Origin of the sequence: Spirillospora sp. CA-108201 (assembly GCF_050936235.1) — a bacterium.
In the GTDB taxonomy this organism is placed as follows: Bacteria; Actinomycetota; Actinomycetes; order Streptosporangiales; family Streptosporangiaceae; genus Spirillospora.
In genome coordinates this window covers 8139509-8159171 of the sequence record NZ_JBNJNE010000001.1, presented here as the reverse complement: position 1 = coordinate 8159171, position 19663 = coordinate 8139509, and the positions used below count along the sequence as shown (strand labels likewise).

General features: G+C 73.5%; 20 protein-coding genes. 5 read left to right on the top strand and 15 right to left on the bottom strand.

What is annotated here, in order from left to right:
• Window positions 1–5: 5 nt before the first annotated feature.
• The 10 genes from ureB to ACQEU6_RS39150 all read right to left on the bottom strand — a co-directional run bounded on the left by ureB (window position 6) and on the right by ACQEU6_RS39150 (window position 8700).
• The gene (gene ureB / locus ACQEU6_RS39195; protein ID WP_499338750.1) at window positions 6–437 is read right to left on the bottom strand and encodes an urease subunit beta; all 432 of its coding nucleotides are present in this window, start codon (window positions 435–437) and stop codon (window positions 6–8) included.
• Window positions 427–1257: a sirohydrochlorin chelatase gene (locus ACQEU6_RS39190; protein WP_499338749.1), complete on the bottom strand. Its 831-nt coding sequence runs from the start codon at window positions 1255–1257 to the stop codon at window positions 427–429. Before ACQEU6_RS39190 ends, ureB begins: the two co-directional genes overlap by 11 nt.
• Entirely contained in the window at window positions 1257–1565 is a 309-nt protein-coding gene (locus ACQEU6_RS39185; protein ID WP_499338748.1) for an urease subunit gamma, read from the bottom strand. Before ACQEU6_RS39185 ends, ACQEU6_RS39190 begins: the two co-directional genes overlap by 1 nt.
• A 34-nt stretch (window positions 1566–1599) precedes the next feature.
• Window positions 1600–2544 carry an urea transporter gene (locus ACQEU6_RS39180; protein ID WP_499338747.1) on the bottom strand — a complete coding sequence of 315 codons (945 nt, stop codon included), beginning with the start codon at window positions 2542–2544 and terminating at the stop codon, window positions 1600–1602.
• 180 nt (window positions 2545–2724) lie between these two features.
• Window positions 2725–4305: a SpoIIE family protein phosphatase gene (locus tag ACQEU6_RS39175; RefSeq protein ID WP_499338746.1), complete on the bottom strand. Its 1581-nt coding sequence runs from the start codon at window positions 4303–4305 to the stop codon at window positions 2725–2727.
• Window positions 4302–6026: a sensor histidine kinase gene (locus ACQEU6_RS39170; RefSeq protein ID WP_499338745.1), complete on the bottom strand. Its 1725-nt coding sequence runs from the start codon at window positions 6024–6026 to the stop codon at window positions 4302–4304. The genes ACQEU6_RS39175 and ACQEU6_RS39170 overlap by 4 nt, the downstream gene beginning before the upstream one ends.
• A 4-nt stretch (window positions 6027–6030) precedes the next feature.
• The gene (locus ACQEU6_RS39165) at window positions 6031–7086 is read right to left on the bottom strand and encodes an ATP-binding protein (protein WP_499338744.1); all 1056 of its coding nucleotides are present in this window, start codon (window positions 7084–7086) and stop codon (window positions 6031–6033) included.
• Window positions 7074–7484, bottom strand: coding sequence for an ATP-binding protein (locus ACQEU6_RS39160; RefSeq protein WP_499338743.1), 411 nt, complete (start codon window positions 7482–7484; stop codon window positions 7074–7076). Before ACQEU6_RS39160 ends, ACQEU6_RS39165 begins: the two co-directional genes overlap by 13 nt.
• A complete protein-coding gene (locus ACQEU6_RS39155; RefSeq protein WP_499338742.1) occupies window positions 7481–7867 on the bottom strand; it encodes an STAS domain-containing protein in 387 nt (128 codons plus the stop codon). Before ACQEU6_RS39155 ends, ACQEU6_RS39160 begins: the two co-directional genes overlap by 4 nt.
• Window positions 7867–8700: an STAS domain-containing protein gene (locus tag ACQEU6_RS39150; protein WP_499338741.1), complete on the bottom strand. Its 834-nt coding sequence runs from the start codon at window positions 8698–8700 to the stop codon at window positions 7867–7869. Before ACQEU6_RS39150 ends, ACQEU6_RS39155 begins: the two co-directional genes overlap by 1 nt.
• 339 nt (window positions 8701–9039) lie before the next feature.
• Between ACQEU6_RS39150 and ACQEU6_RS39145 the strand changes: the two genes are divergently transcribed.
• Genes ACQEU6_RS39145 through ACQEU6_RS39135 form a run of 3 tightly spaced genes read left to right on the top strand, consistent with a single transcriptional unit; the run spans window position 9040 to window position 11712 of the window.
• Entirely contained in the window at window positions 9040–9633 is a 594-nt protein-coding gene (locus ACQEU6_RS39145; protein ID WP_499338740.1) for a DUF1989 domain-containing protein, read from the top strand.
• A 47-nt stretch (window positions 9634–9680) separates the two neighbouring features.
• The gene (locus tag ACQEU6_RS39140) at window positions 9681–10811 is read left to right on the top strand and encodes an oxidoreductase (RefSeq protein WP_499338739.1); all 1131 of its coding nucleotides are present in this window, start codon (window positions 9681–9683) and stop codon (window positions 10809–10811) included.
• A 34-nt stretch (window positions 10812–10845) separates the two neighbouring features.
• Complete coding sequence (locus ACQEU6_RS39135) at window positions 10846–11712, top strand: polysaccharide deacetylase family protein (protein ID WP_499338738.1); 867 nt, start codon at window positions 10846–10848, stop codon at window positions 11710–11712.
• 19 nt (window positions 11713–11731) lie between these two features.
• Here the strand turns inward: ACQEU6_RS39135 and ACQEU6_RS39130 are convergent, their stop codons facing one another.
• Together ACQEU6_RS39130 and ACQEU6_RS39125 are read right to left on the bottom strand one after the other, a co-directional pair.
• Window positions 11732–12157, bottom strand: a complete 426-nt coding sequence (locus tag ACQEU6_RS39130; protein WP_499338737.1) for a PucR family transcriptional regulator — start codon at window positions 12155–12157, stop codon at window positions 11732–11734.
• Window positions 12106–13287 carry a PucR family transcriptional regulator ligand-binding domain-containing protein gene (locus ACQEU6_RS39125; RefSeq protein ID WP_499338736.1) on the bottom strand — a complete coding sequence of 394 codons (1182 nt, stop codon included), beginning with the start codon at window positions 13285–13287 and terminating at the stop codon, window positions 12106–12108. The genes ACQEU6_RS39130 and ACQEU6_RS39125 overlap by 52 nt, the downstream gene beginning before the upstream one ends.
• A 104-nt stretch (window positions 13288–13391) precedes the next feature.
• On the opposite strand from ACQEU6_RS39125, the gene ACQEU6_RS39120 reads away from it, so the two are divergent.
• Both ACQEU6_RS39120 and ACQEU6_RS39115 read left to right on the top strand, forming a co-directional pair.
• A complete protein-coding gene (locus ACQEU6_RS39120) occupies window positions 13392–14834 on the top strand; it encodes a purine-cytosine permease family protein (protein ID WP_499338735.1) in 1443 nt (480 codons plus the stop codon).
• Between the two features lie 315 nt (window positions 14835–15149).
• On the top strand, window positions 15150–15680 hold the full coding sequence (locus ACQEU6_RS39115) for a hypothetical protein (RefSeq protein WP_499338734.1): 531 nt from the start codon (window positions 15150–15152) through the stop codon (window positions 15678–15680).
• 110 nt (window positions 15681–15790) lie between these two features.
• On the opposite strand, the gene ACQEU6_RS39110 is transcribed toward ACQEU6_RS39115, so the two are convergent.
• The 3 genes from ACQEU6_RS39110 to ACQEU6_RS39100 form a co-directional block, all read right to left on the bottom strand.
• Window positions 15791–17335 carry a class I adenylate-forming enzyme family protein gene (locus tag ACQEU6_RS39110; RefSeq protein ID WP_499338733.1) on the bottom strand — a complete coding sequence of 515 codons (1545 nt, stop codon included), beginning with the start codon at window positions 17333–17335 and terminating at the stop codon, window positions 15791–15793.
• Between the two features lie 451 nt (window positions 17336–17786).
• Window positions 17787–18713 (bottom strand): NAD-dependent epimerase/dehydratase family protein, encoded by a 927-nt coding sequence (locus ACQEU6_RS39105; protein ID WP_499338732.1) that lies wholly within the window; start codon window positions 18711–18713, stop codon window positions 17787–17789.
• A 110-nt stretch (window positions 18714–18823) separates the two neighbouring features.
• Window positions 18824–19588: a hypothetical protein gene (locus tag ACQEU6_RS39100; protein WP_499338731.1), complete on the bottom strand. Its 765-nt coding sequence runs from the start codon at window positions 19586–19588 to the stop codon at window positions 18824–18826.
• Window positions 19589–19663 lie beyond the last annotated feature (75 nt).

Here is a 19663-nt window from a genome sequence, read left to right as displayed (position 1 = left end):
GCGGCTCAGCCCCTCTTTCCGGAACGGGACGACTTCGTCTTCCTTGACGGCTTCTTCGGCGGCTCGACCGGCTCGTCGAGATAGCCGCGCTTGTGCATCCGCCGCAGCGCCGTGCGGTGCGCCTCGCCCGACCGGACGCTGCCGTTGAGCAGGCCCCCGAACCCCACCAGCCGCAGCCCGCCGCCGTACTCGACCAGGGTCACCTCCTTGGTGTCCCCGGGCTCGAACCGCACCGCGGTCCCCGAGGGGATGTCCAGCCGTTTCCCGAACGCCTTGTCGCGTTCGAACTTCAGCGCCCGATTGGTCTCGAAGAAATGGAAGTGCGAGCCGACCTGGACGGCGCGGTCCCCCGTGTTCTGCACCAGGATGGTCTCCCTGGGCTGACCGGCGTTCAGTTCGATATCACCCTTGCCATACATGTAAACGTCATCCGACATGGGATTCCTGCCCTTTCATGTCCGCCATCGCCCGCCGTGGAATTTCCTGGGGACGACCGTGGTCGTGTCCGTGGCCATGACCGTGTTCGCGGCCGTTTTCGCGGCCGTTCTCGTGGCCGTGGCCATGGCCGTGGCCGTGCGCCGTGGGTGCGAGCCCGTCGTCGCCGTCCCGGCTCCACCGGCGCTCCGCCTCGGCCGCCCGTTCGCGGACCAGCGCGGCGAGCGAGGCCGGCCCGAGAAGCGGGCCCGCGGTCCGGGCATCGGCCCGCTCCGGCGCGGGGACGAAGGAGGCGGGCACCAGGACGACGTCGTCCGCCCCGAGCCGCCGGCAGCGCTCGACGCCCTCGTCCACGTCCGGCTCGCCGCCGGGCAGCGCGACCTCCACCCAGCGGACGGGCGTGTACTGCCACACCAGCCGCGCCACCCGGAAGAGTTCGGCGTCCGGCTCGGGCCCCGCGGCGGGCGCCACGAGCAGGACCGCCCGCCTCCCCGGCCCGTCGCGCAGCGCCCGGGTCACCGCGCCCCTGATCCACCCGACCAGGTGCCGGGTCGTGCCCAGGGGCCCGGCCAGCAGCAGGTCCCCCGGCGCGCGGTCCCGGGCCGCCCACCTCAGGGTCTGCGCGGTGACGACCGGCAGGTCCGGGTCGCGCCCGAGCGTCATCGGCACCGCCACGAGCCGGTCCCGCGTCCGCAGCGCGGCGTGCAGATCCCGTCCCGGGGCGCGGACGCGCGGGTCCCCGGGCCCGGCCGGCTCCGCGAGGCACCGGCCCTGCCGGCTCTCGTGCCCGCCGACCAGGACGACCCGCCGGCCGCCGGACACTACTTGCCGCCGACCGGGTCGTGGCAGGAGACGAGCTTGGTGCCGTCGTCGAAGGCGGCCTCGACCTGGATGAGCGTCAGCATCGCGCGCACGCCGGGCAGCACGTCGCGCGGCCCGACCACCTGCTTGCCGAGCTCCATGCACTCGGCGACGGTCCGGCCGTCCCGGGCCGCCTCCACGATCGCCGAGCTGATCAGCGCCACCGTCTCGGCGTAGTTCAGCCTGAGGCCCCGGTCCCGGCGCTGCTGCGCCATCTGGGCGGCGGTGAAGAGGACCAGCTTGTCCATCTCCCGCGGGGTGAGGTTCATCGTTTTCCCTTCCGCGCCCGGCTGCCATCGACGGTCACCCAGCGCGCTCGATCTTGTTGAGCATCGGGACGGCGGCGAGGAACACCCAGGTCACCAGCACGAACGGCCAGGTGAGGGTGTGGCCTCCGACCACCTCGAACAGGGTGCCGACGCCGGCCGTCAGGCCCGCCGCCGCCACGGTGCCGATCACGGCGTAGACGGCGCTGACCGGGGTGACCGCGACGAACGTGCCGAACAGGGCGAGCCCGGTCAGCACGGAGTTGTAGCCGTACAGCCCGGCACCGATGTCCGCGGCCTGCGCCCCCAGCACCCAGCCGGTGAGCAGGCCGACCAGGCTGGAGACCAGGGCCACCAGGCCCGTCGCCCATCCGGCGACGACCAGGCCGGCCAGGAAGATCAGTCCGACGTACCACTGGTCCTGGAAGAACACCTGGCCGACGCCGTTGAAGGTGCCCTTCCAGAAGTAGGACCAGGTCATCGCCGTGCCGGGAGCGGTCTCGGACGGCGGGGCCGAGCCCGCGTGCTCCGCCCACACCCGGCCGAAGGACGGCCCGCCGATCACCATCACGGACGTGATCACGCAGAAGGGCGCGGTGAACGTGGGCAGGTCGTACAGGCCGAGGACCGCCCTCAGCGCCGACGTGAGCACGCTGCCGGCGATGGCGCCGCCGACGACGAGCAGGGCCGTCATCCACCGGGCGTCCAGATAGAGCACCAGGCTGACGCCGATCAGCGTGCCGCAGAAGCCCTCCAGCCCCAGCGAGATCCGGTCCCGCCAGGAGACGCCGAAAAGGCGGGCGGTGAGCGTGGCGACCACCGTCCCCAGCAGCCCGAAGACCCCGAACTGCCAGCCGCCCGCGAACAGCGCCGCGAGGAAGATCAGCCCGGTCCAGGGATTCGGCTGGAACTCGACCTGGGCGATGCCCCTCGGAATGGTGAGCAGTTGGTCGACTCCTCGTCGCCGCTCCGTTTCCGCCACCGGTTCCGACTGATCCGGTTGCGCGGGTGCCGAGGACAAGTGCCGACTCCTTAGTGCCGCGCGGATGAGCGCGGGAATGCGGATCCCGTACGCCTCGGCTGATTCCCGCTGCCTCGATCAACTAGCTCAAGGGAGTTCACGCTTTGGGTCAATCACGGCATGCGCGCGAGACCGGACCGCTCAGGGTTCGCGGCGCAGGACGATGAGGGCGACGTCGTCCTCGCGGGCGCCGAACTCGGCGAGGATGCGGTCGCTGTAGGCCTCCAGGTCGTCGTCCACGTCCGCGGCGATGGTCCTGAGGCGTTCGAGGTTGGCGGTCAGGGAGACCGCGCGGTCCTCGATCAGGCCGTCGGTGATGAGGACGACGGTGCCGCCCGGCGGGACGCTCGCGTCCTCCAGGCCGAGCCGCTCGGCGGGGAAGCCGAGCAGCAGGCCGCCCCTGGAGCCGTACTCGGCCCTTCCGCCGGAGATGTGCAGGGGCGGGAGGTGGCCCGCGTTCGCGACCTGGAGCCGTCCCGTGCGCGGGTCCAGCGACATCAGGCACATCGTGGCGGTCTGGTCGTCGTGGTAGCGCTGCATCACGTTGTTCAGCAGCCGGAGGATGCCGGCGATGTCGTGGCCCTCCGCGGCGAAGGCGCGCAGCGCGTGCCGCAGTTCCGCCATGACGGTGGCCGCGTGCAGGGAGTGCCCCTGCACGTCGCCGATGGCCACGAGGACGTCCTCGCCCCGGTCGATGACCTCGTAGAAGTCGCCGCCCACCTCGGCCTGGTCGCTGGCCGGCTCGTAGCGGACGCTGAACGCCCAGCCGGGCATGGCGGGGTGGGCGGCCGGCAGCAGGCTGCGCTGGAGCGTCAGGGAGATCAGGTGCTCCTCGGCGTAGGAGCGCAGCGCCTCCATCGCCAGGGCCACCGCCTGCCCCAGCTGCCGCAGGAGGTGGGTGGAGTCCTCGTCGGACGCGCCGCGGGCCTCGATCGCCACGCCGATCGCGGGGCGGCCGCGCTTGGCCCGCGAGGTCACCAGCAGGACGTCGCCCTCGGAGGCGCTGTCGGGCAGCAGGTCCCGCCAGCCCGCCTCCGGCACCGCGACGAAGCGGGTGCCGGTGTCGTCGCCGAGGCCGGTCATCGCGGCGAGCCGCGCGGGCACCTCGGAAGGGCAGGGCCGGTTCCACGGCTCGCCGCCCAGATGGACGGTCCGCCTCACCTGGCCGTCCGGGGGATGGATGAACACCGCCGCGGGCACCGAGAAGATGTCGAGGGCGCCGCGCGCCGCCACCGCCGCGAGCCCGTCGAAGGTCGTGGCGGCGTTGATGGCCAGCGAGGTGCGGGTGAAGGCCGCCATCCGCTCGGCGATCCGCTCGGCGCGGCGCCGGGCCCGGTAGTAGCGCAGGACCGCCTCGGCGGTGGCGATGAACTCGCCCGGGTCGATGGGGTCGGTCATGTAGGCGTCGGCGCCGCGCCGCAGCCCGTGGGTGCGGTCGGTGGCCTCGACGGCCGCGGCGGAGATGTGGACGACGGGCAGCGACGCCGTGGCGGGGGCGGCCTTGATCTGCTCGCAGACCTCCATGCCGTTCGCGTCGGGCAGCTGGACGTCCAGGACGACCAGGTCGACCTGGTGCTCGGCGAGCCGCTCCCAGCACTGCGCGGCGGTGGCGGCCTCCACCACGGTGTGCCCGGCGCGGCGCAGCCAGCTGCCGATGATGTAGCGCTTGGTCTCGTTGTCGTCGACGACCAGGGTGGTCGCGGTCGGTATCGCGTCGGTCACGGCGTCCGCGCCGTTCGCCTGGTCCGGGCCCGCGACACCGCGTCGGCGAGCATGACCGGCGCGAGCTGGGCCTGGTCGAGGACGGCGTCGACGCGCCCCGGCCGTGCCTCGTCCGAGGCGGCCGCGTCCGACGGGGCGATCAGCACGACGGCGGTCCCGGGCGGAGGCCCGCCCGGCCCGCCGACCGCGTCGGCGGCGTCGATGTCGGGACCGAGCAGGATCAGCTCGGGCGGGTCCGCGGAGGCCGCCAGCTCGCGGACGGCGCGCGGGTCGCCGGCCTCGCTGAGGCGTTCGGCGGCGTCGCCGAGCATGTCGCGCAGGACCCGGCGCGCGGCCTCGTGCACGTCGGCGACCAGCACGTGCGCGAGGCCGAGTTCCGCCAGGCCGCGGTACGGCGGGAGGCGCAGCGTCACCGTCGTGCCCGCGCCGACCTCGCTCTCCAGCGCCAGGTCGCCGCCGAGGGCGCGGGCGAGGCGGCGGGAGTAGGTCAGCCCGAGCCCCGTCCCTCCCGGCCCGCCGCCCGGCACCTGGTAGAACTCCTCGAAGACGCGCTCCCGGTCGCCGGGCGGGATGCCGATCCCGGTGTCGGCGACGGCGAACTCCAGGTGGCCGGGGGTGCGCCGGACCGTCAGGCGCACCTCGCCCTCGTCGGTGAACTTGAGCCCGTTGGCCACCAGGTTGCGCAGGATGCGGGTCAGCATCACCTCGTCGGTGACGAGGATGAGGGCACCCGCCTCGGCCGCGTCCACCCGGAGCCCCACCCCCGCCTGCTCGGCCATGGGCGTCATCAGGTCCGCGAGCTGCCGCAGCATCGAGGACACCTCGACGAAGGTGCGGCGCGGCGCGAGCCGCCCCTGTTCGGCCTTGGCCATGTCCAGCAGCTCGTTCACCAGGGACAGCAGGGTCTCGCCGGCGCCGGCGACCAGCGAGACCTGGTGCCGCTGCTCCTCGGTCAGGGGATCGGCGACGGGGTCGAGGAGCAGCCGGGTGAGCCCGATGACGCCGTTGAGGGGCGTGCGCAGCTCGTGGCTGATGTTGGCCCAGAAGCGGTTCTTGGCCTCGCCCGCCTCGCGGAGCTGGTCGGACTTCTCCTCCAGCTCGGCGTACAGCGCCACCACCCCCCGGTTGGTCTCCTCCAACTCGGTGGACAGCTCGTTGTAGAGCGCCATCACACCCTGGTTGGTCTCCTCCAGTTCGGCGTTGAGCGCGCGGAGTTCCTCGCGCTGCCGCCGGACGTCCTCCAGCGCCTCGACCAGTTCGGCGTTCTGGATGCGCAGCTCCTCCAGGACGGTGGCGGGTCGCAGGCGTCCCAGCCGCTCGCGGAGGTCGGCCAGCGCCGCACCGTCCAGCGCGGAGACGTCCGCGGGCAGGTCCTTGGCGAGCCGGACGGTCCGCCGCGACCCGGTTCCCGTCTCCTCCAGCAGGTCCATGAGGCGCGCGGCCGCGGCGTCGCCCTCCTTCGGACGGCGGGCGGCCCCCGCGGGCGCGTACTCCATCTCGATCAGCAGCCGCGGCCGCGCCCGCGGGTCGAGGTGGAAGGCCACCGCGACCGTGCCCGCGTGGGAGACCAGCTCCCGGCCGACCTCGCTGAGCGCGGTGGCGACCCGCACCTGGTCCTGGGTCTCCAGGCCGACCGCCGCGGCGACGTGCCGGCCGGCCTGGCGGAGGGCGAAGACCCCCTCTTCGTCGGCCAGCCGCAACCGCAGCAGTTCCTCCGCCACCGGCTCACCTCCGCCCGGCGGTCGTCACGGCGAGGACGCAGCGGTCGTCGTGCCGCACCCCGGCGGAGCGCAGCAGGTCCGCGGCGATCAGCAGCGGCTCGCGGGCGGGCCCGGGGCGGCCGGCGGCGTCCCACTTGTCGGTCAGCCCGTCGGAGTGCAGCACCACCATGGCGCCGCGGGGCAGGTCGTAGTCGTGCTCGCGCAGCGTCCTGGTCTTCGCGCCGGCGATGCCCGGAACCGAGACCATGCCGCGCCGGCGGTCGAGGTCGACGATCCATCCGGCGATGTTGCCCAGCCCGGCGAACCGCACCACGCCCGCCGCCGGGTCGACCGCCGCCACCGCGACCGCTCCGCCCCGGGTCGCCCCGAGCCGCTGGTGCACCCGCCGCAGCAGGTCGACGGGGCGCGCCGGCAGCACGGCCTCGCGCATCGCCGTGACGGCCTCCTGGGCGGCCCGCGCCGCCATCGGCCCGTGCCCGAGGCCGTCGCAGACCATCGCGTAGACCGTCCCGCCGTCCAGCCGCGCGGCGTAGGCGTCGCCGCACTCCTCCTCGCCGTCGATCGGCCGGGTCAGGCCGGCGAACGGCGGCCCCGGTTCCGCGGGGCCCGCCGCGTCGGCGGGCCGCGAGAACCCGGCGAACAGGACGGTGCCGGCGCCCGGGAGCGAGTGCATCCCGGTGCGGTCGGCGAGCCGTTCGATCGAGCCGAGCCCGAGGCCGAGCGTCCCGGACGTGGAGTGGCCGTCCAGGCGGGACGCGGGGACGTCGGTGATGCCGGGTCCCCGGTCCATGCACACGAGCTCCAGCGCGGCCTCCTCGCCCATCCGGACGATCCGCACCAGGATCTCTCCCCGCACCGCGTGCTTGGCCAGGTTGGTGGCCGCCTCGGTCACCGCGAGCTGGATCTGCCCGAGGCGCTCCCCCGCGAAGCCGAGCCGCCCGGCCAGGCGGGCCGCCTGGCGCCGGGCGCCGGCCGCCGCGCTGGGCTCCTCGGCCCGCAGCCAGACCGCGTCGCCGGCGGGCGGGCTCGTCATCCATCCGGTGCCGGTCAGCGGATCCACTTGGTCACCGTCACCGTGGTGCCCCTCCCGACCTCGGACTCCAGCTCGAACTCGTCGGCCAGGCGCCGGGCTCCGGGCAGGCCGAGGCCGAGGCCGCCCCCGCTCGTCCACCCCTCGGTCAGCGCCTGCGGCACGTCGGGAATTCCGCCGCCCGTGTCGGTGAACACCAGCCGCACGCCGGCGCGTCCCCGCGCGTTGACGACCCTCTCCACGCGCGCGGTGCCGCCTCCGCCGTGCACGAAGGTGTTGCGGGCCAGCTCGCTGGCCGCTGTGACGATCTTGGTCTGGTCGACCAGCGACATGCCCGCCGCGGCCGCCGCGGTCCGCACGAGCTGCCGCACCCGGACCACGTCGTCGTTGGAGGCGATGGGGACGGAGTCGCCCGCCGGAGTCGTCACGGGCCTTCCACGGCGGCGGGGCCGACCGCCGGCAGCGGCGCGCCGAGGACCCGCATGCCCTTCTCCAGATCCAGGGCGGTGCGGACGCCGCCCAGCGACAGGCCCAGCTCGACCAGGGTGATCGCCACGGCGGGCCGCATGCCCACCACGACCGTCTCGGCGTCCATCAGCCGCGACATCGAGGCGATGGTGGCGAACATCCTGCCGATGAAGGAGTCCACGATGTCCACCGCGGTGATGTCGATGATCACGCCGCGGGCCCCCGTCCTGACGATGCGGTCGGCCAGGTCCTCCTGGAGCGCGAGGACGGTCTGGTCCTGGAGGTCGACCTGGATCGACACCAGCAGGACCTGGCCGATCTTCAGAATCGGCACGCGCTCCATCAGGCCCCCGTCCCGCCGACCACCCGGGTCCCGTTGCGCTCCAGCGCCCACTCCAGGGCGTCGGCCAGCGACGCCTTCGTCGGGATGTCGCCGAACTCGATCCCGAGCGCGACGATGGTCTGGGCGATCTGCGGGCGGATGCCGGAGATCACGCACTCGGTGCCCATCAGCCGGGCCGCCATCACCGTCTTCAGCAGGTGCTGGGCGACCTCGGTGTCCACGGCCGGGACCCCGGTGATGTCGATCACGGCGAACTCCGAGCCCGTCTCGACCAGGCGCTCCAGCAGGGTCTCCATCACGACCTGCGTGCGCGCGGAGTCGAGCGTGCCCACCAGCGGGACCCCGAGGATCCCCTCCCACAGCTTCACCACCGGCGTGGACAGTTCGAGCAGCTGCTCCGTCTGGTCGGCGATGACCTGCTCGCGCGCGGCGGCATAGGTCTCGAAGGTCACCAGCCCCAGATCGTCGATCTCGGAGGAGAAGGCCACGAACTCGGCGTACGCCGCCACGTCGCCGATGGCGCCGACCTGCTCCAGCACCGCCTGCTTGAGCGCGAACACGCTGACCGCGGTCTCGCTGGGGCTGAACCCCGCCCGCGCGCGGGTGCGGGAGATCTCGGTCAGCGCGGCCCGCAGTTCCCCGGCCGCCTCCTTCTCTCCGGCGGCCGCCTTCTCGATCAGCCCGTACAGCTCGGAGAGCTCGCCCCTCAGCTCACTCTCCGTGATCCGGCCGCGCACCCCCGCGGCGACCAGCTTGACCCACCGGTCAAGGATGACATCCCGCCGGGAGCGCATCAGCTCCGGAAGATGCGCGCCGCCTGTTCCCTCGCTCAACTGCCGTGCTCCCTCACTGCCCGCCGGCCACCGTCATCACGCAAGAACGCTGCGGGAAGAGTACCGCCCATAGCAGGGAGAACCGGACTCAGCGTCATGATCATCAACAGCGCGGCGCGTGGTGGCTCCGCCGCGCCCCGCGCCCGGCGGACGGGCCGGAGGGCCAAGAAGCGACTGACCGGTAACCGACTCTGCCGGTCACCGACGGTGACCGAGAGTGCGTGTCCACCATCGGCCTCGCCCGGAACGGCCGCCCCTGGATGAAAGTCCATTGTCTCCCTACGAGCCTGGACGAAGCTCTATGGCCCGGACGGTCCGGCCGGTGGTGTGCTGACCGGCATGGTGACGATGGAACGGACGATGGTGCCCGCCGGAGAAGGCCGGGCGGTGCGGGTGGGCGCCGGGCGGCGGGTGCGGGTGGTGGACGTGGAGGGCGGCCAGGTCGGCGACCTGTTCGCGTTCGCCGCGGACGACCCGCGCGAGCATCTGAGCGCCGCGCACACCCGCAGCGTGACGAGCCGGCTGTTCCCGCTGGTGGGCGAGCCGTTCGTCACCGATCGGCGCAGGCCGATCCTGACCCTGGCCGGCGACACCTCGCCGGGCTCGCACGACATGCTGATCGCCGCGTGCGACCCCGCCCGGTACGAGGGGCTCGGAGCGCCGGGGCACGCCTCGTGCGCGCGGAACCTGGAGTCGGCGCTGGCGCAGATGGGGCTGTCGTCCGCCGTCGTCCCGCAGCCGGTCAACGTGTTCATGCGGATCCCGGTGGAGGGGTCCGGACGGCTGCGGTGGCTGGCCGCCGAGAGCCGGGCCGGGGACGCGGTCACCTTCGAGGCGGCCATGGACTGCGTGGTCGTGCTGTCGGCCTGCCCGCAGGACCTGGCCGGGATCAACGGCGACGGCCCGACCCCGATGGCGATCGAGGTCCTGTGAGGCGGACCGGGCCCGACCCGGTCCGGGAACGAGTGAGGAGAGCGAAGATGAACGTCACGGTCGCACACCCGGCGCTGGAGCCGGGACGAGTCGGCGCGCTGCGCACGTCCAACCGGCTGGCGGTGTCGCCGATGACCCGGGTCTCGGCCGCGCCGGACGGCACGGCGACGCCCGAGATGGCCGAGTACTACGCGGACTTCGCGCGCGGCGGCTTCGGCCTGGTGATCACCGAGGGGGTCTACACCGACGCCGCCTACAGCCAGGGCTATCTCAACCAGCCGGGCCTGGTGTCGGAGCGCCACGTGTCCGCCTGGCGGGAGGCCACGGCCGGCGTGCGCGAGGCCGGAGGCGCCATCGTGGCCCAGCTGATGCACGCGGGCGCGCTGTCGCAGGGCAACCCTCACCGTGACGACACCGCGGGGCCGTCGGCGGTGGTGCCGCAGGGCGTCAAGATGCCCGAGTACGGCGGGCACGGCCCGTGGTCGGCGCCCAGGGAGATGAGCCTGGACGACATCGGGCAGGCCGTGGACGGTTTCGTCGCCTCGGCGGCGAACGCCAGGCGCGCCGGGTTCGACGGCGTGGAGGTCCACGCCGCCAACGGCTACCTGCTGGACCAGTTCCTCACCGACTACACCAACCTGCGCGAGGACTCCTACGGCGGGCCGGTCGCGGCCCGGGCGCGCCTGACGGCCGAGGTCGTCGCGGCCATCCGCGCGGAGGTCGGGCCCGACTGGTGCGTCGGCGTCCGGGTGTCGCAGACCAAGGTGAACGACTTCCGGTACCGCTGGCCCGGCGGCGCCCACGACGCCGAGGTGATCTTCGCCGCGCTGGCCGAGGCGGGCGCGAGCTACCTGCACGTCGCGAGCGAGGGGCGGAACTGGCTCGACTCCGCGCGGCTGGACCGGGGGCTCACCGTCACCGGCCTGGCCCGCCGGGTGAGCGGCCTGCCCGTGATCGCCAACGGCGGGATGCACGACGCGGACCTGTCGTCGCAGGTCCTGGCGGACGGCCACGCCGACCTGGTCTCGGTGGCCAGGGCCGCGCTGGTGAACCCCGACCTGCCGCGCCGCCTCGCCGAGGGCCGGGCGAACGAGCCCTTCGACCATGCGATGCTGTCGCCGATGGTCACCCTGGACAACGTCCGGCGCTGGCGGCTGGCGGCCGGTGCGGGCGCCTGATCCGGCGGCCGGGGGCGAGGAGGGGGACGGGGACATGGCCGGAAGCTGGCACGGCGGGGCCGCCGCGGTGGTGGCCCTGGGCTTCGACGTGGACGCCGAGACGCCGGTCCTCGCCCAGGGCGGCCGGTACGCCGCGCACGCGAGCACCATGTCCCACCAGGCCTACGGGCCGGACGTGGGCCTGCCCCGGATCCTGGATCTGCTGGACGAGATGGAGGTCCCGGCGACGTTCTTCGTCCCGGGCTGGGTGGCCGAGCGGCGGCCGGGGCTGGCCGCCTCGGTCGTCGAGCGCGGGCACGAGGTGGCGCACCACTCCTACTCCCACCGCCCGCCCACGTCGATGTCCCCGGCGCAGGAGCGCGCGGACTTCGAGCGCGCCCTGGAGGTCTTCGACGGGCAGGGCATCGAGATCACCGGGCACCGGGCGGCGCTGTGGGAGGCGTCCTGGACGACGGCGGAGCTGGTGGCCGAGCACGGGCTGCGCTACGACTCGTCCCTGATGGGCGACGACCGGCCGTACCGGGTGCCCACCGCGGCGGGCGAGATCGTCGAGCTGCCGGTGCACTGGTCGCTGGACGACTGGGAGCAGTACGCCTACCTCCCCGCGCCGCACGTCGGCTCGGTCATCGAGTCGCCGCGCAAGGTGCTGGAGCTGTGGCGCGCGGAGCTGGACGGCATGCGGCACTACCGGTGCCTGTTCAACCTCTGCGTGCACCCGTTCCTGTCCGGGCGTCCGGGCCGGGCGCTGGCCCTGCGCCGCTTCATCGAGTACGCGCGGGAGTGCGGCGACGTGGCGTTCGCCCGGTGCCGGGACGTGGCGGAGGCGGCGTTCGCCGATCCGGACGTCCGGCCGCGTCCCCACCGCCCGCCGCGGGTGGACCCCGACGTCCACCCGGGCTGACCGCGCCCGGGGTCGGGGGTCAGGCCATGTCGGCGGCCCGCAGGGCCAGGAAGAGGTCGACGCGGTCGGCGGTGCGGGACGTGTCGCGGCCGGTCAGCTCACCGATCTTGGCGAGCCGGTTCCGCAGCGTGTTGACGTGCACCCGGAGGGCGGCGGCGGTGGCCTGCCAGTGCCCGTCGTGGTCCAGGAACGAGCGCAGCGTGGCCTCCAGCTCGCCGTCCCGCCTCGCGTCGTGCTCGCGGATCGGCGCGAGCACGCCGTCGGCCAGGGTGCGCAGGGCGGCGGCGTCCTGCGTCCCGAGAAGGATCCGGTGAGGGCCGAGCTCGGCGAAGGTCCGGACGGCGGGCCCGGCGCCGCCCCGCCGCAGGGTGCGGCAGACCTCGCGCGCCCTGATCAGCGGTTCGCGCAGCCCCGCCGGCCCCCGGGCGGTCCCGCCGAGGCCCACGACGGCGCGGTGGCCGGGGAACCGCTCCGCCACGGCGGCGGCGAGGCGCTCGGCGAGGGCGCCGCCTCCTCCTCGCCGTGCCGCCACGACAGGACCGCCACCACGTCCTGCGATCCGGCCGCCACCACGACCGGGACGCCGGCGGCGGCGAAGAACTCGCCGACCACCTCCGCGAGCCCGGGCAGGGCGGCCTCCGGGCCCGCGAACGCCGTCGTCCACACCGCGAGCGGCCCCTCGGGGTCGACGCCGAACGCGCGCAGCCGGCCCGGGACCTCGGCGTCGCGGCTGCCGCCCGACAGCACCATCTCCAGCAGCTCGCTGGCGAACCGCAGCTCGATCGCCTGCACGGCCTGCTGCTTGGCGACCTCCAGGCTGAGGAAGCGCGCCGCCTGGTCCAGCGCGTCCTGCTCGACGCGCGTCAGCTCGCTCACCGGGCGCAGGCAGATCAGCGCCGCGTCCACGTCGCCGACCGCGCCGACCAGGTACAGCGCGGCCCGCCCGGCCGCGCCGAGGTCGAGCTCCAGGGGCGGCGGGCGCCGGGTCAGCCCGGTGGCGACCGCGTGGAGCTGGGCGGCGTCCAGTTCCGTCCCCGCCGAGGCCAGCGGCCGGCCCATCCGGTCGACGACCGCGAGCGGCAGCTCGTGGTCGCGGCGCAGCACCCGCAGGACGCCGGACGCTCCCGCGCCCCGCGAGATCGCGGTGGCCAGCGCGTCGCCCCGGCGCACCATGCCGACCAGCGCGCCCTGGCGCTCCTCGGTGTAGCGCGTGGCGACCGCCTCGGAGATCGCGGTGAACGGCACCGCCGCCGCGATCTCCAGCAGGGGCACGCCCGCGTCCCGGCAGGCGGCGACCAGGTCCTCCGGCGTGGTGGGGCGCTCCGCGCGCAGCCCGAAGACGATGCCCGCCGCCTGCGCCCGCTGGACGTTGGCGACGAACCCCGAGGCCGCGATCCGGTCGTCCCACAGGCCGTTGGTCAGCACCAGCTCGCGCCGCCGCACGTAGCCGGAGGGGTCGGGCAGCTCGGTGTTGTGGACCCAGGCGACCGGCTCCTCCAGGGCACCGTGCGGGCCCGGAACCAGGACCCTGAGGCCCAGCGACTCGTCCTTCACCAGGGACGCCAGCGTGAACACCCTGTGAATCTATCCAGCCGATCCCGCCGATGATAGAGGTTTCTCTACTTCTGGACGGAACGTCACGATGCTTTGGTGTGCTGTACGTCACGGACGGAGGAACCATGTCCAGCAACGAATCCGCACACCAGAGCTTTACAGCACAACCGGTCCACTTGGAGGAGCCGGTTCGTTTCGACGAACACGGCATCGAGCCCATCCCGGCCTCCGCCCGCGACTCCACGCCGTGGCAGCAGTTCTGGATCTGGTGCGGGGCCAACATCGCGCCGATCAACTGGGTGCTCGGGGCGCTCGGCGTCACGCTCGGCCTGAGCCTGGTGGAGACCCTGGTGGTGGTCATCCTCGGCAACCTGGCCGGCTGCGCGGTCTTCGGGCTGTTCAACGTCATCGGCCACCGCACCGGTGTCAACCAGATGGTCCTCGGCCGCGGGCCGTTCGGCCGGCGCGGCGCGCTCGTCCCCGGCCTGGTGCAGGGGCTGCTGACCATGGGCTGGGTCGGCGTCAACACCTGGGTGGTGCTGGACCTCGTGATCGAGATCCTCGCCCAGGCGGGGGTGCACGGCGGCGCCGTGCTGCGCTACGTCGTTGCTGGGCTCATCATGGCCGCCCAACTCGTCCTGGCGCTCTACGGGTTCTACGCGATCCGCACGTTCGAGAAGTACACCGTCCCGGCCACCGTGCTGGTCATGGTGGTCATGACCGGGCTGGCCCTCGGGCAGGCCGACCTCCACTGGACGACCGCCACCGCCACCACCGCGGGCGACAAGTTCACCGCCGTGACCCAGCTGCTCACCGCCATCGGCATCGGCTGGGGCATCAGCTGGCTGCCCTACTCCGCCGACTACAGCCGCTTCGTGCGCCCGCGGGCCTCGGACAGGTCGGTGTTCTGGTCCACCGCGCTCGGGATGTACGTCCCCACCGTGTGGCTGGCCGCGCTCGGCGCCTGCCTGGCCAGCGCGGGTGACGGCGGCGACCCGTCCAGCCTCGTGACCGGCGCGTTCGGGGTCATGGCCGTGCCGGTGCTGCTGCTGATCATGCACGGGCCCGTGGCGACCAACATCCTGAACCTGTACTCGTGCTCGCTCGCCGCGCTGTCGGTCGGCATCAGGGTCGCCCGGTGGAAGGTGACGCTGGTCGCCGGAGCGGTCGCGTCCCTGGTGCTGGCGGTGTTCCTGCGGGCCGACAGCTTCGCCCAGGCGTTCGACCACTGGATGGCGTCCATCCTGGTGTGGATCAGCCCCTGGGCGGCCATCGTCCTGGTGGACTTCTTCGTCCTGCGGCGCGGCCGGATCGACGTGGCCGCCCTGTACCGGGACGGCGGAGCGAACGTCCGGGCCCTGGCCGGCCTGGCGCTCGGACTTCTGGCGGCGTGGGCGTGGCAGTTCGGCACCGTGCCCGCACTCCAGGGTCCCATCGCGCGGACGCTGGGGCACACGGACTTCTCGTGGCTCTCGGGCGGCCTGGTCGCGGGAGGGCTGTACTACGCGCTGGAACGCCGAGCGCGCGGCAGAGCCCCCCAGACCGCCCCGAGCGCGAAGGTCTCCTGACGAGAATCGCGCCCCCTCACCGTGAGCCGCCGACGCCCTCGCGCCGGCGGCTCACCCTGCGCGTCCGCCCGAACGCGGACCGCCGAGCCCGACGCATCCCGAACGGCCCAACCATGTCTCCTGCGCGACAGGTTGGCGCATGGCCCACCCCCGGGGACGGGAATGATGCAGGCGACCCCGCTCGTGGAAATATCGCTCGCCCGCCTCTGAAATCGAACATATGATCGAGTGGACGAGAAGGAGTCTCTTCGAGCGGGGACCGGCCCGGGTCGCCCGCCGGGCCGGCCGGACCTTCGACGTAAGGCGGACAAGCCGATGGCGTTCTCTCCCGAGGTGCTCCCAGCCGCCGTCCAAGCGATCGGCAGCGCCCCCTCCCGCCAGCACCCCGTCGTCATGATCACTTGCGCCCCCGACGGACGGCCCCGGATCTGCGTGCCGGACTGGGGTGAGCTCCGCGTCCTCGACGACCGGCGCCTGCGCGTGGCGGTCTGGCCGTCCGGCCCCACCGCGGCCGACCTGGACCGCGGCACGCCCGTCCTGCTGATCGCCACCGCCCTGTCCGACGTCTACCTCGTCCACGCCGAGCCCCGCCGCCTGGAGAACGCCGCCATGGTGTGGGCCCACTACGAGCTGACGATCACCTCGGCGCGCCTGGCCGACCGCGGCACCGCGCCGGACCTGCCCCCCGCCCGGGACGCCGACGACACCACCGAGTACCTGACGCAGCGCTCCCCGAGGCAGGCCGGGACCCGCCATCGGCACGCCGCCCAACGCTCCCCCTGGGCCCGCCCTCAGGAGCCCGACACGAAGCCCGACCACCGCCGCACCGAGCGCGCCCACCCGTGACCCGGTGACGTCCACCCGCCGCCGGGGGTGCAGAACTCGACCGCCGGCTCGCCTGGAGCCGTTCGAACCGCCGCCTGTTCGAATGACGGCCCCACGCCGTCCGGCGTCGCTCAGGTGAGGTTGGAGGTGCGGGCCTCCCAGTAGGGGGCGCGGAGCTGGCGTTTCAGGGTTTTGCCCGAGGGGTTACGCGGGATCTCGGTGAGCCGGTCGAAGCCCCTGGGGGTCTTGTAGGAGGCCAGGTGCTCGCGGCAGTGGTCGCGGAGCTCGCCGTCGGTGGCGGCGCCGTCCGGCGCCAGGACGATGGCGGCGTGTACGGACTCGCCCCATTCGTCGGACGGGACGCCGAACACGGCCGCGTCGGCCACCGCCGGGTGGGCCGTGAGGACGGCCTCGATCTCGGCCGGGTAGATGTTCACCCCGCCCGAGATGATCATGTCGGTGCGGCGGTCGCAGATGTAGTAGAAGCCCTCCTCGTCGCGGTAGGCGATGTCGCCGACGGTCAGCCACTCGCCGCGGCCGGCGTCCCGGAACTTGCCCTCGGCCTTGTAGTAGGCGTTGAAGGTGGCGGCGCCGCGCACGTAGAGGTCGCCGGGCACGTGGGGCTCCTCGACGGGGCGGCCGTCCTCCCCGAAGAGGGCGATCTCGACGCCGGGGGCCGCGCGGCCGCAGCTTCCGGGCTTGCGCATCTGGTCCTCGGGGCGCAGGACGGTGTCCACGCCGAGCTCGGTGGAGCCGTACACCTCGAACAGGGAGCCGTCGCCGATCCGGTCGACGTACCGGCGCTTCAGCTCGAAGGGCCACGGGGCGGCGTTGGCGATCACGCGCCGCAGCGAGGAGAGGTCCCTGCGGCGGATCGTCTCCTCCGGCAGGTCCACCACGCGGCGGATCGGGGTCGGCGCGGAGAACGTGGTGGTCACCCGGTGCCGCTCGACCAGCTCCAGCCAGCGCTCGGGGTCGAAGTCGCGCATCACGACCACGGTCCCGCCCATGAGCTGGACGATGAGCATGAAGCTCATCGGGCCCGAGTGGTACAGCGGGCCGGTGGTGAGGTAGACGTCGCCGGGTTCGAAGCCGATCTCGCCGACCAGCCCGAGGACCAGGGCCGGGTCGAGCTCGCCCCGCACGACGCCCTTCGGCCTGCCGGTCGTCCCGGAGGTGTAGAACATCGAGGTGCCGGCCGCGGGGTCGGCGCCCCGGGCGGCGGGCTCGGTCTCGGGGCTCTCCCCGGCCAGGGCGTCGAGCGAGGAGGCCCAGTCCGGCGGCGCCGAACCCCAGGCGAGCCAGGCGCGGACGCCGGCCGCCTCGGCGCGGGCCGCCGCGAGCTGGGGGGCCTGCTCGGCGTCGAACACCACCAGCGCGGCGTCGGCGTTCTCGACGACGTAGGCCGTCTCCTCCGGCGCGAGGCGGTAGTTCAGCGGGACGCCGACGGCTCCGCACTTGCGCAGGGCCGAGATCAGCGCGACGACCTCGGTGCTGTTGCGGCCGCACCACACGACCTTGGTGCCGGCCCGGACGCCGTGCTCGACCAGCAGGTTGGCGTACCGGTTCACCAGGGCGTTGAACTCGGCGTAGGTCAGGCGCCGATCGTCCTCGACGATCGCGATCCTGGAGGGGTCGGCGGCGGCCATCGTCGCCAGCGGGTCTTCGGCGGGCATGGATCGACCTCCTGCGGGGGGATTCACATGGGCCGGTGCGCCAGGGCGCGCCGGCCCATCGGTCACCGTCATCGGCGCGACCTCCTGACGAAACGACTCCTGTAAGCTAAACCCGAATAAGGGGTCGCTTACAAGGTCGCGTTTCGGAGGGAACCGCCGGTGGCGCGCGCTGCTGGACGTCCAGATCCGGCGGTTCGAGGAAAACGCCGACCTCGTCATCGGCCACATCCGCGCCCAGGCCCGTCTCGAAGTGGCCTCGACCCCGCACGCGAACGCGTGACCTGGCCGGTGGAGCGGAGCCGGAGGCGAGCGGAACCGGGCGGATCGCGAAGCGATGCCGCGTTCGCCCAGGCCCGGTCGCGCAGCGAGCCGCCAGGCGAGCGAAGCGGGCCGGGACTGAATGAACACAGCCGCCAGGCGAGCGAAGCGGGCCGGGACTTTTGAAACACGCCTAACCGTCGACCCAGGCGCGGAAGCCCTCCCGCCAGCTCGCGTACCGCGGCTCCCAGCCGAGCTCCTTCTTCGCCTTCTCGTTGGAGACGCCCCGCGCGCCGGTCATCTGGGCCACGGCGAACTCCCCGGCCAGCAGCCGTCCGAGCCAGGCGGGCACCCGCAGCGGCGGCTTCGCGCCCGCCACCTCGGCGAGGTAGGGCAGCCACTCCGCGACCGGCGCGGGATCGCCGTCCGCGACGTTGTAGGCGCCCGGCTCGCCGCGCTCGATCGCCGCGAGCGTCGCGGACGCGGCGTCGGCGATCTCGATGAACGACCAGACCCCGCCTCCGCCGCCGACCACCGGCATCTGCCGCTTGCGCACCATCTCCACCATGGGATCCGAGGCGCCCGCCCCGTAGAAGGTGCCGTAGCGCAGCACGATGCCCTCCGGCGCCCTGAGCCGCACCGTCTCGTCCACGTACCTGATCGCCTCGACCGTCCGGGCGGCGGACGGGACGGGCCGCCGCTCGGCCGGGTCGTCCTCGGTCTTCACCGGGCCGCCCGACTGCTCGTACAGGAAGCTGTGGCCCTGCGCGACCACGCGGCGGGCGCCCGCCCGCTCCGCGGCCGCCAGCAGGTTGTCGGTGCCGCGCGTGCGGAGCTCGTTGGTCGCGGCGAACACCCGGTCGACCCTGCGCAGGCTCCGCATGTCCGCCAGCGCCGTCATCTGGTGGACGATCACCTCCGGCGCCGCGGCCCGCACCGCCGCGATCACCGCCTCGCGGTCCAGGCCGTCCAGCACCACCGGTTCGGCGCCCGCCTCGCGCAGGCCCGCCGTCTTCGCGGGCGACCTCGTGGTGGCGGTGACCTCGTGGCCCGCCGCGACGAGCCCGGGGACGAGATGCCGCCCCAGCGCTCCGGTCGCTCCCGTGACGAAGACTCGCATGTGCCTCTTCCTTCCCTGCGGTGCCTCTCCCCCCTAAGACGCCCGGTCCCCCGGGTCTGTGACATCCCGTCTGAGGGGCGTCCCGCGAACGGGCGGGACGCCCCCGGTGTTCAGCGCACGTCGACGAAGTCGTCGAGGGATCTCTGGCGGTCGAAGTTGCTCGTGCCGGGGAAGTAGGCGCGCCAGTAGCCGTCGACCTCAGCCGTGAACGCCTTGCGGAAACGGCCGTCGCGGGCGGTCTTCGCCGTTCCCTTGTACGTCCAGGACGTGGAGCCCTTGGGAAGGAAATAGACGCGGATCGCCTTGCCCGGATACGCCGTGTACCCGGTGCCGAGGTCGTTGAGCCGCTTCAGGCGGCCGGACACGGTGATCGGGCGGCCCTTGCGCACGGGTTCGGGCGCGGCGCTGTGATTCTGGATCGCCGTGTCGAACTTCTCGTACCAGTAGTCCTCACGGCTTCCCAGCGCCTTGCCGCTCCTGTCATAGGCGGTCACCCGGACGCGCCATTTCCCGAGGTCCTCCACCTTGGGCGGGCAACCGACGCCCCAGCCGACCTGGCGGCCGGGCAGGACCTTCTTGTAGACGAGCGCCGACGGGGTCCGCCCGTCGGGATCGATCAGATAGGCATTGGAATAGGCGACCGCGGAGCCTTCGGTGCCCCACACCCACACGTCCATGGCGCAGGCTTTGTTGTACTCCCCCTTTCCTACGGAAAGGTGCTTCGGCACCTTGATATGGAACTCCAGCGGCTCGGCTCGGGCGGCGGTGGCGCCGCCGGCGAGGACGCCGGCGGCCAGGCCCAGCGCGAGGGCGCCGGAAACGATTCTGGGAGGCATCGACGTACCGTCCTGTCTGGTCTCGACGCGAACGATCATGCCAGTTCTCCGGGCTCCGCCGGACTGGTTCGGTGCGGGAACAGGAGTGGTCGGACGGGCGGCCGGGCGGGCCGC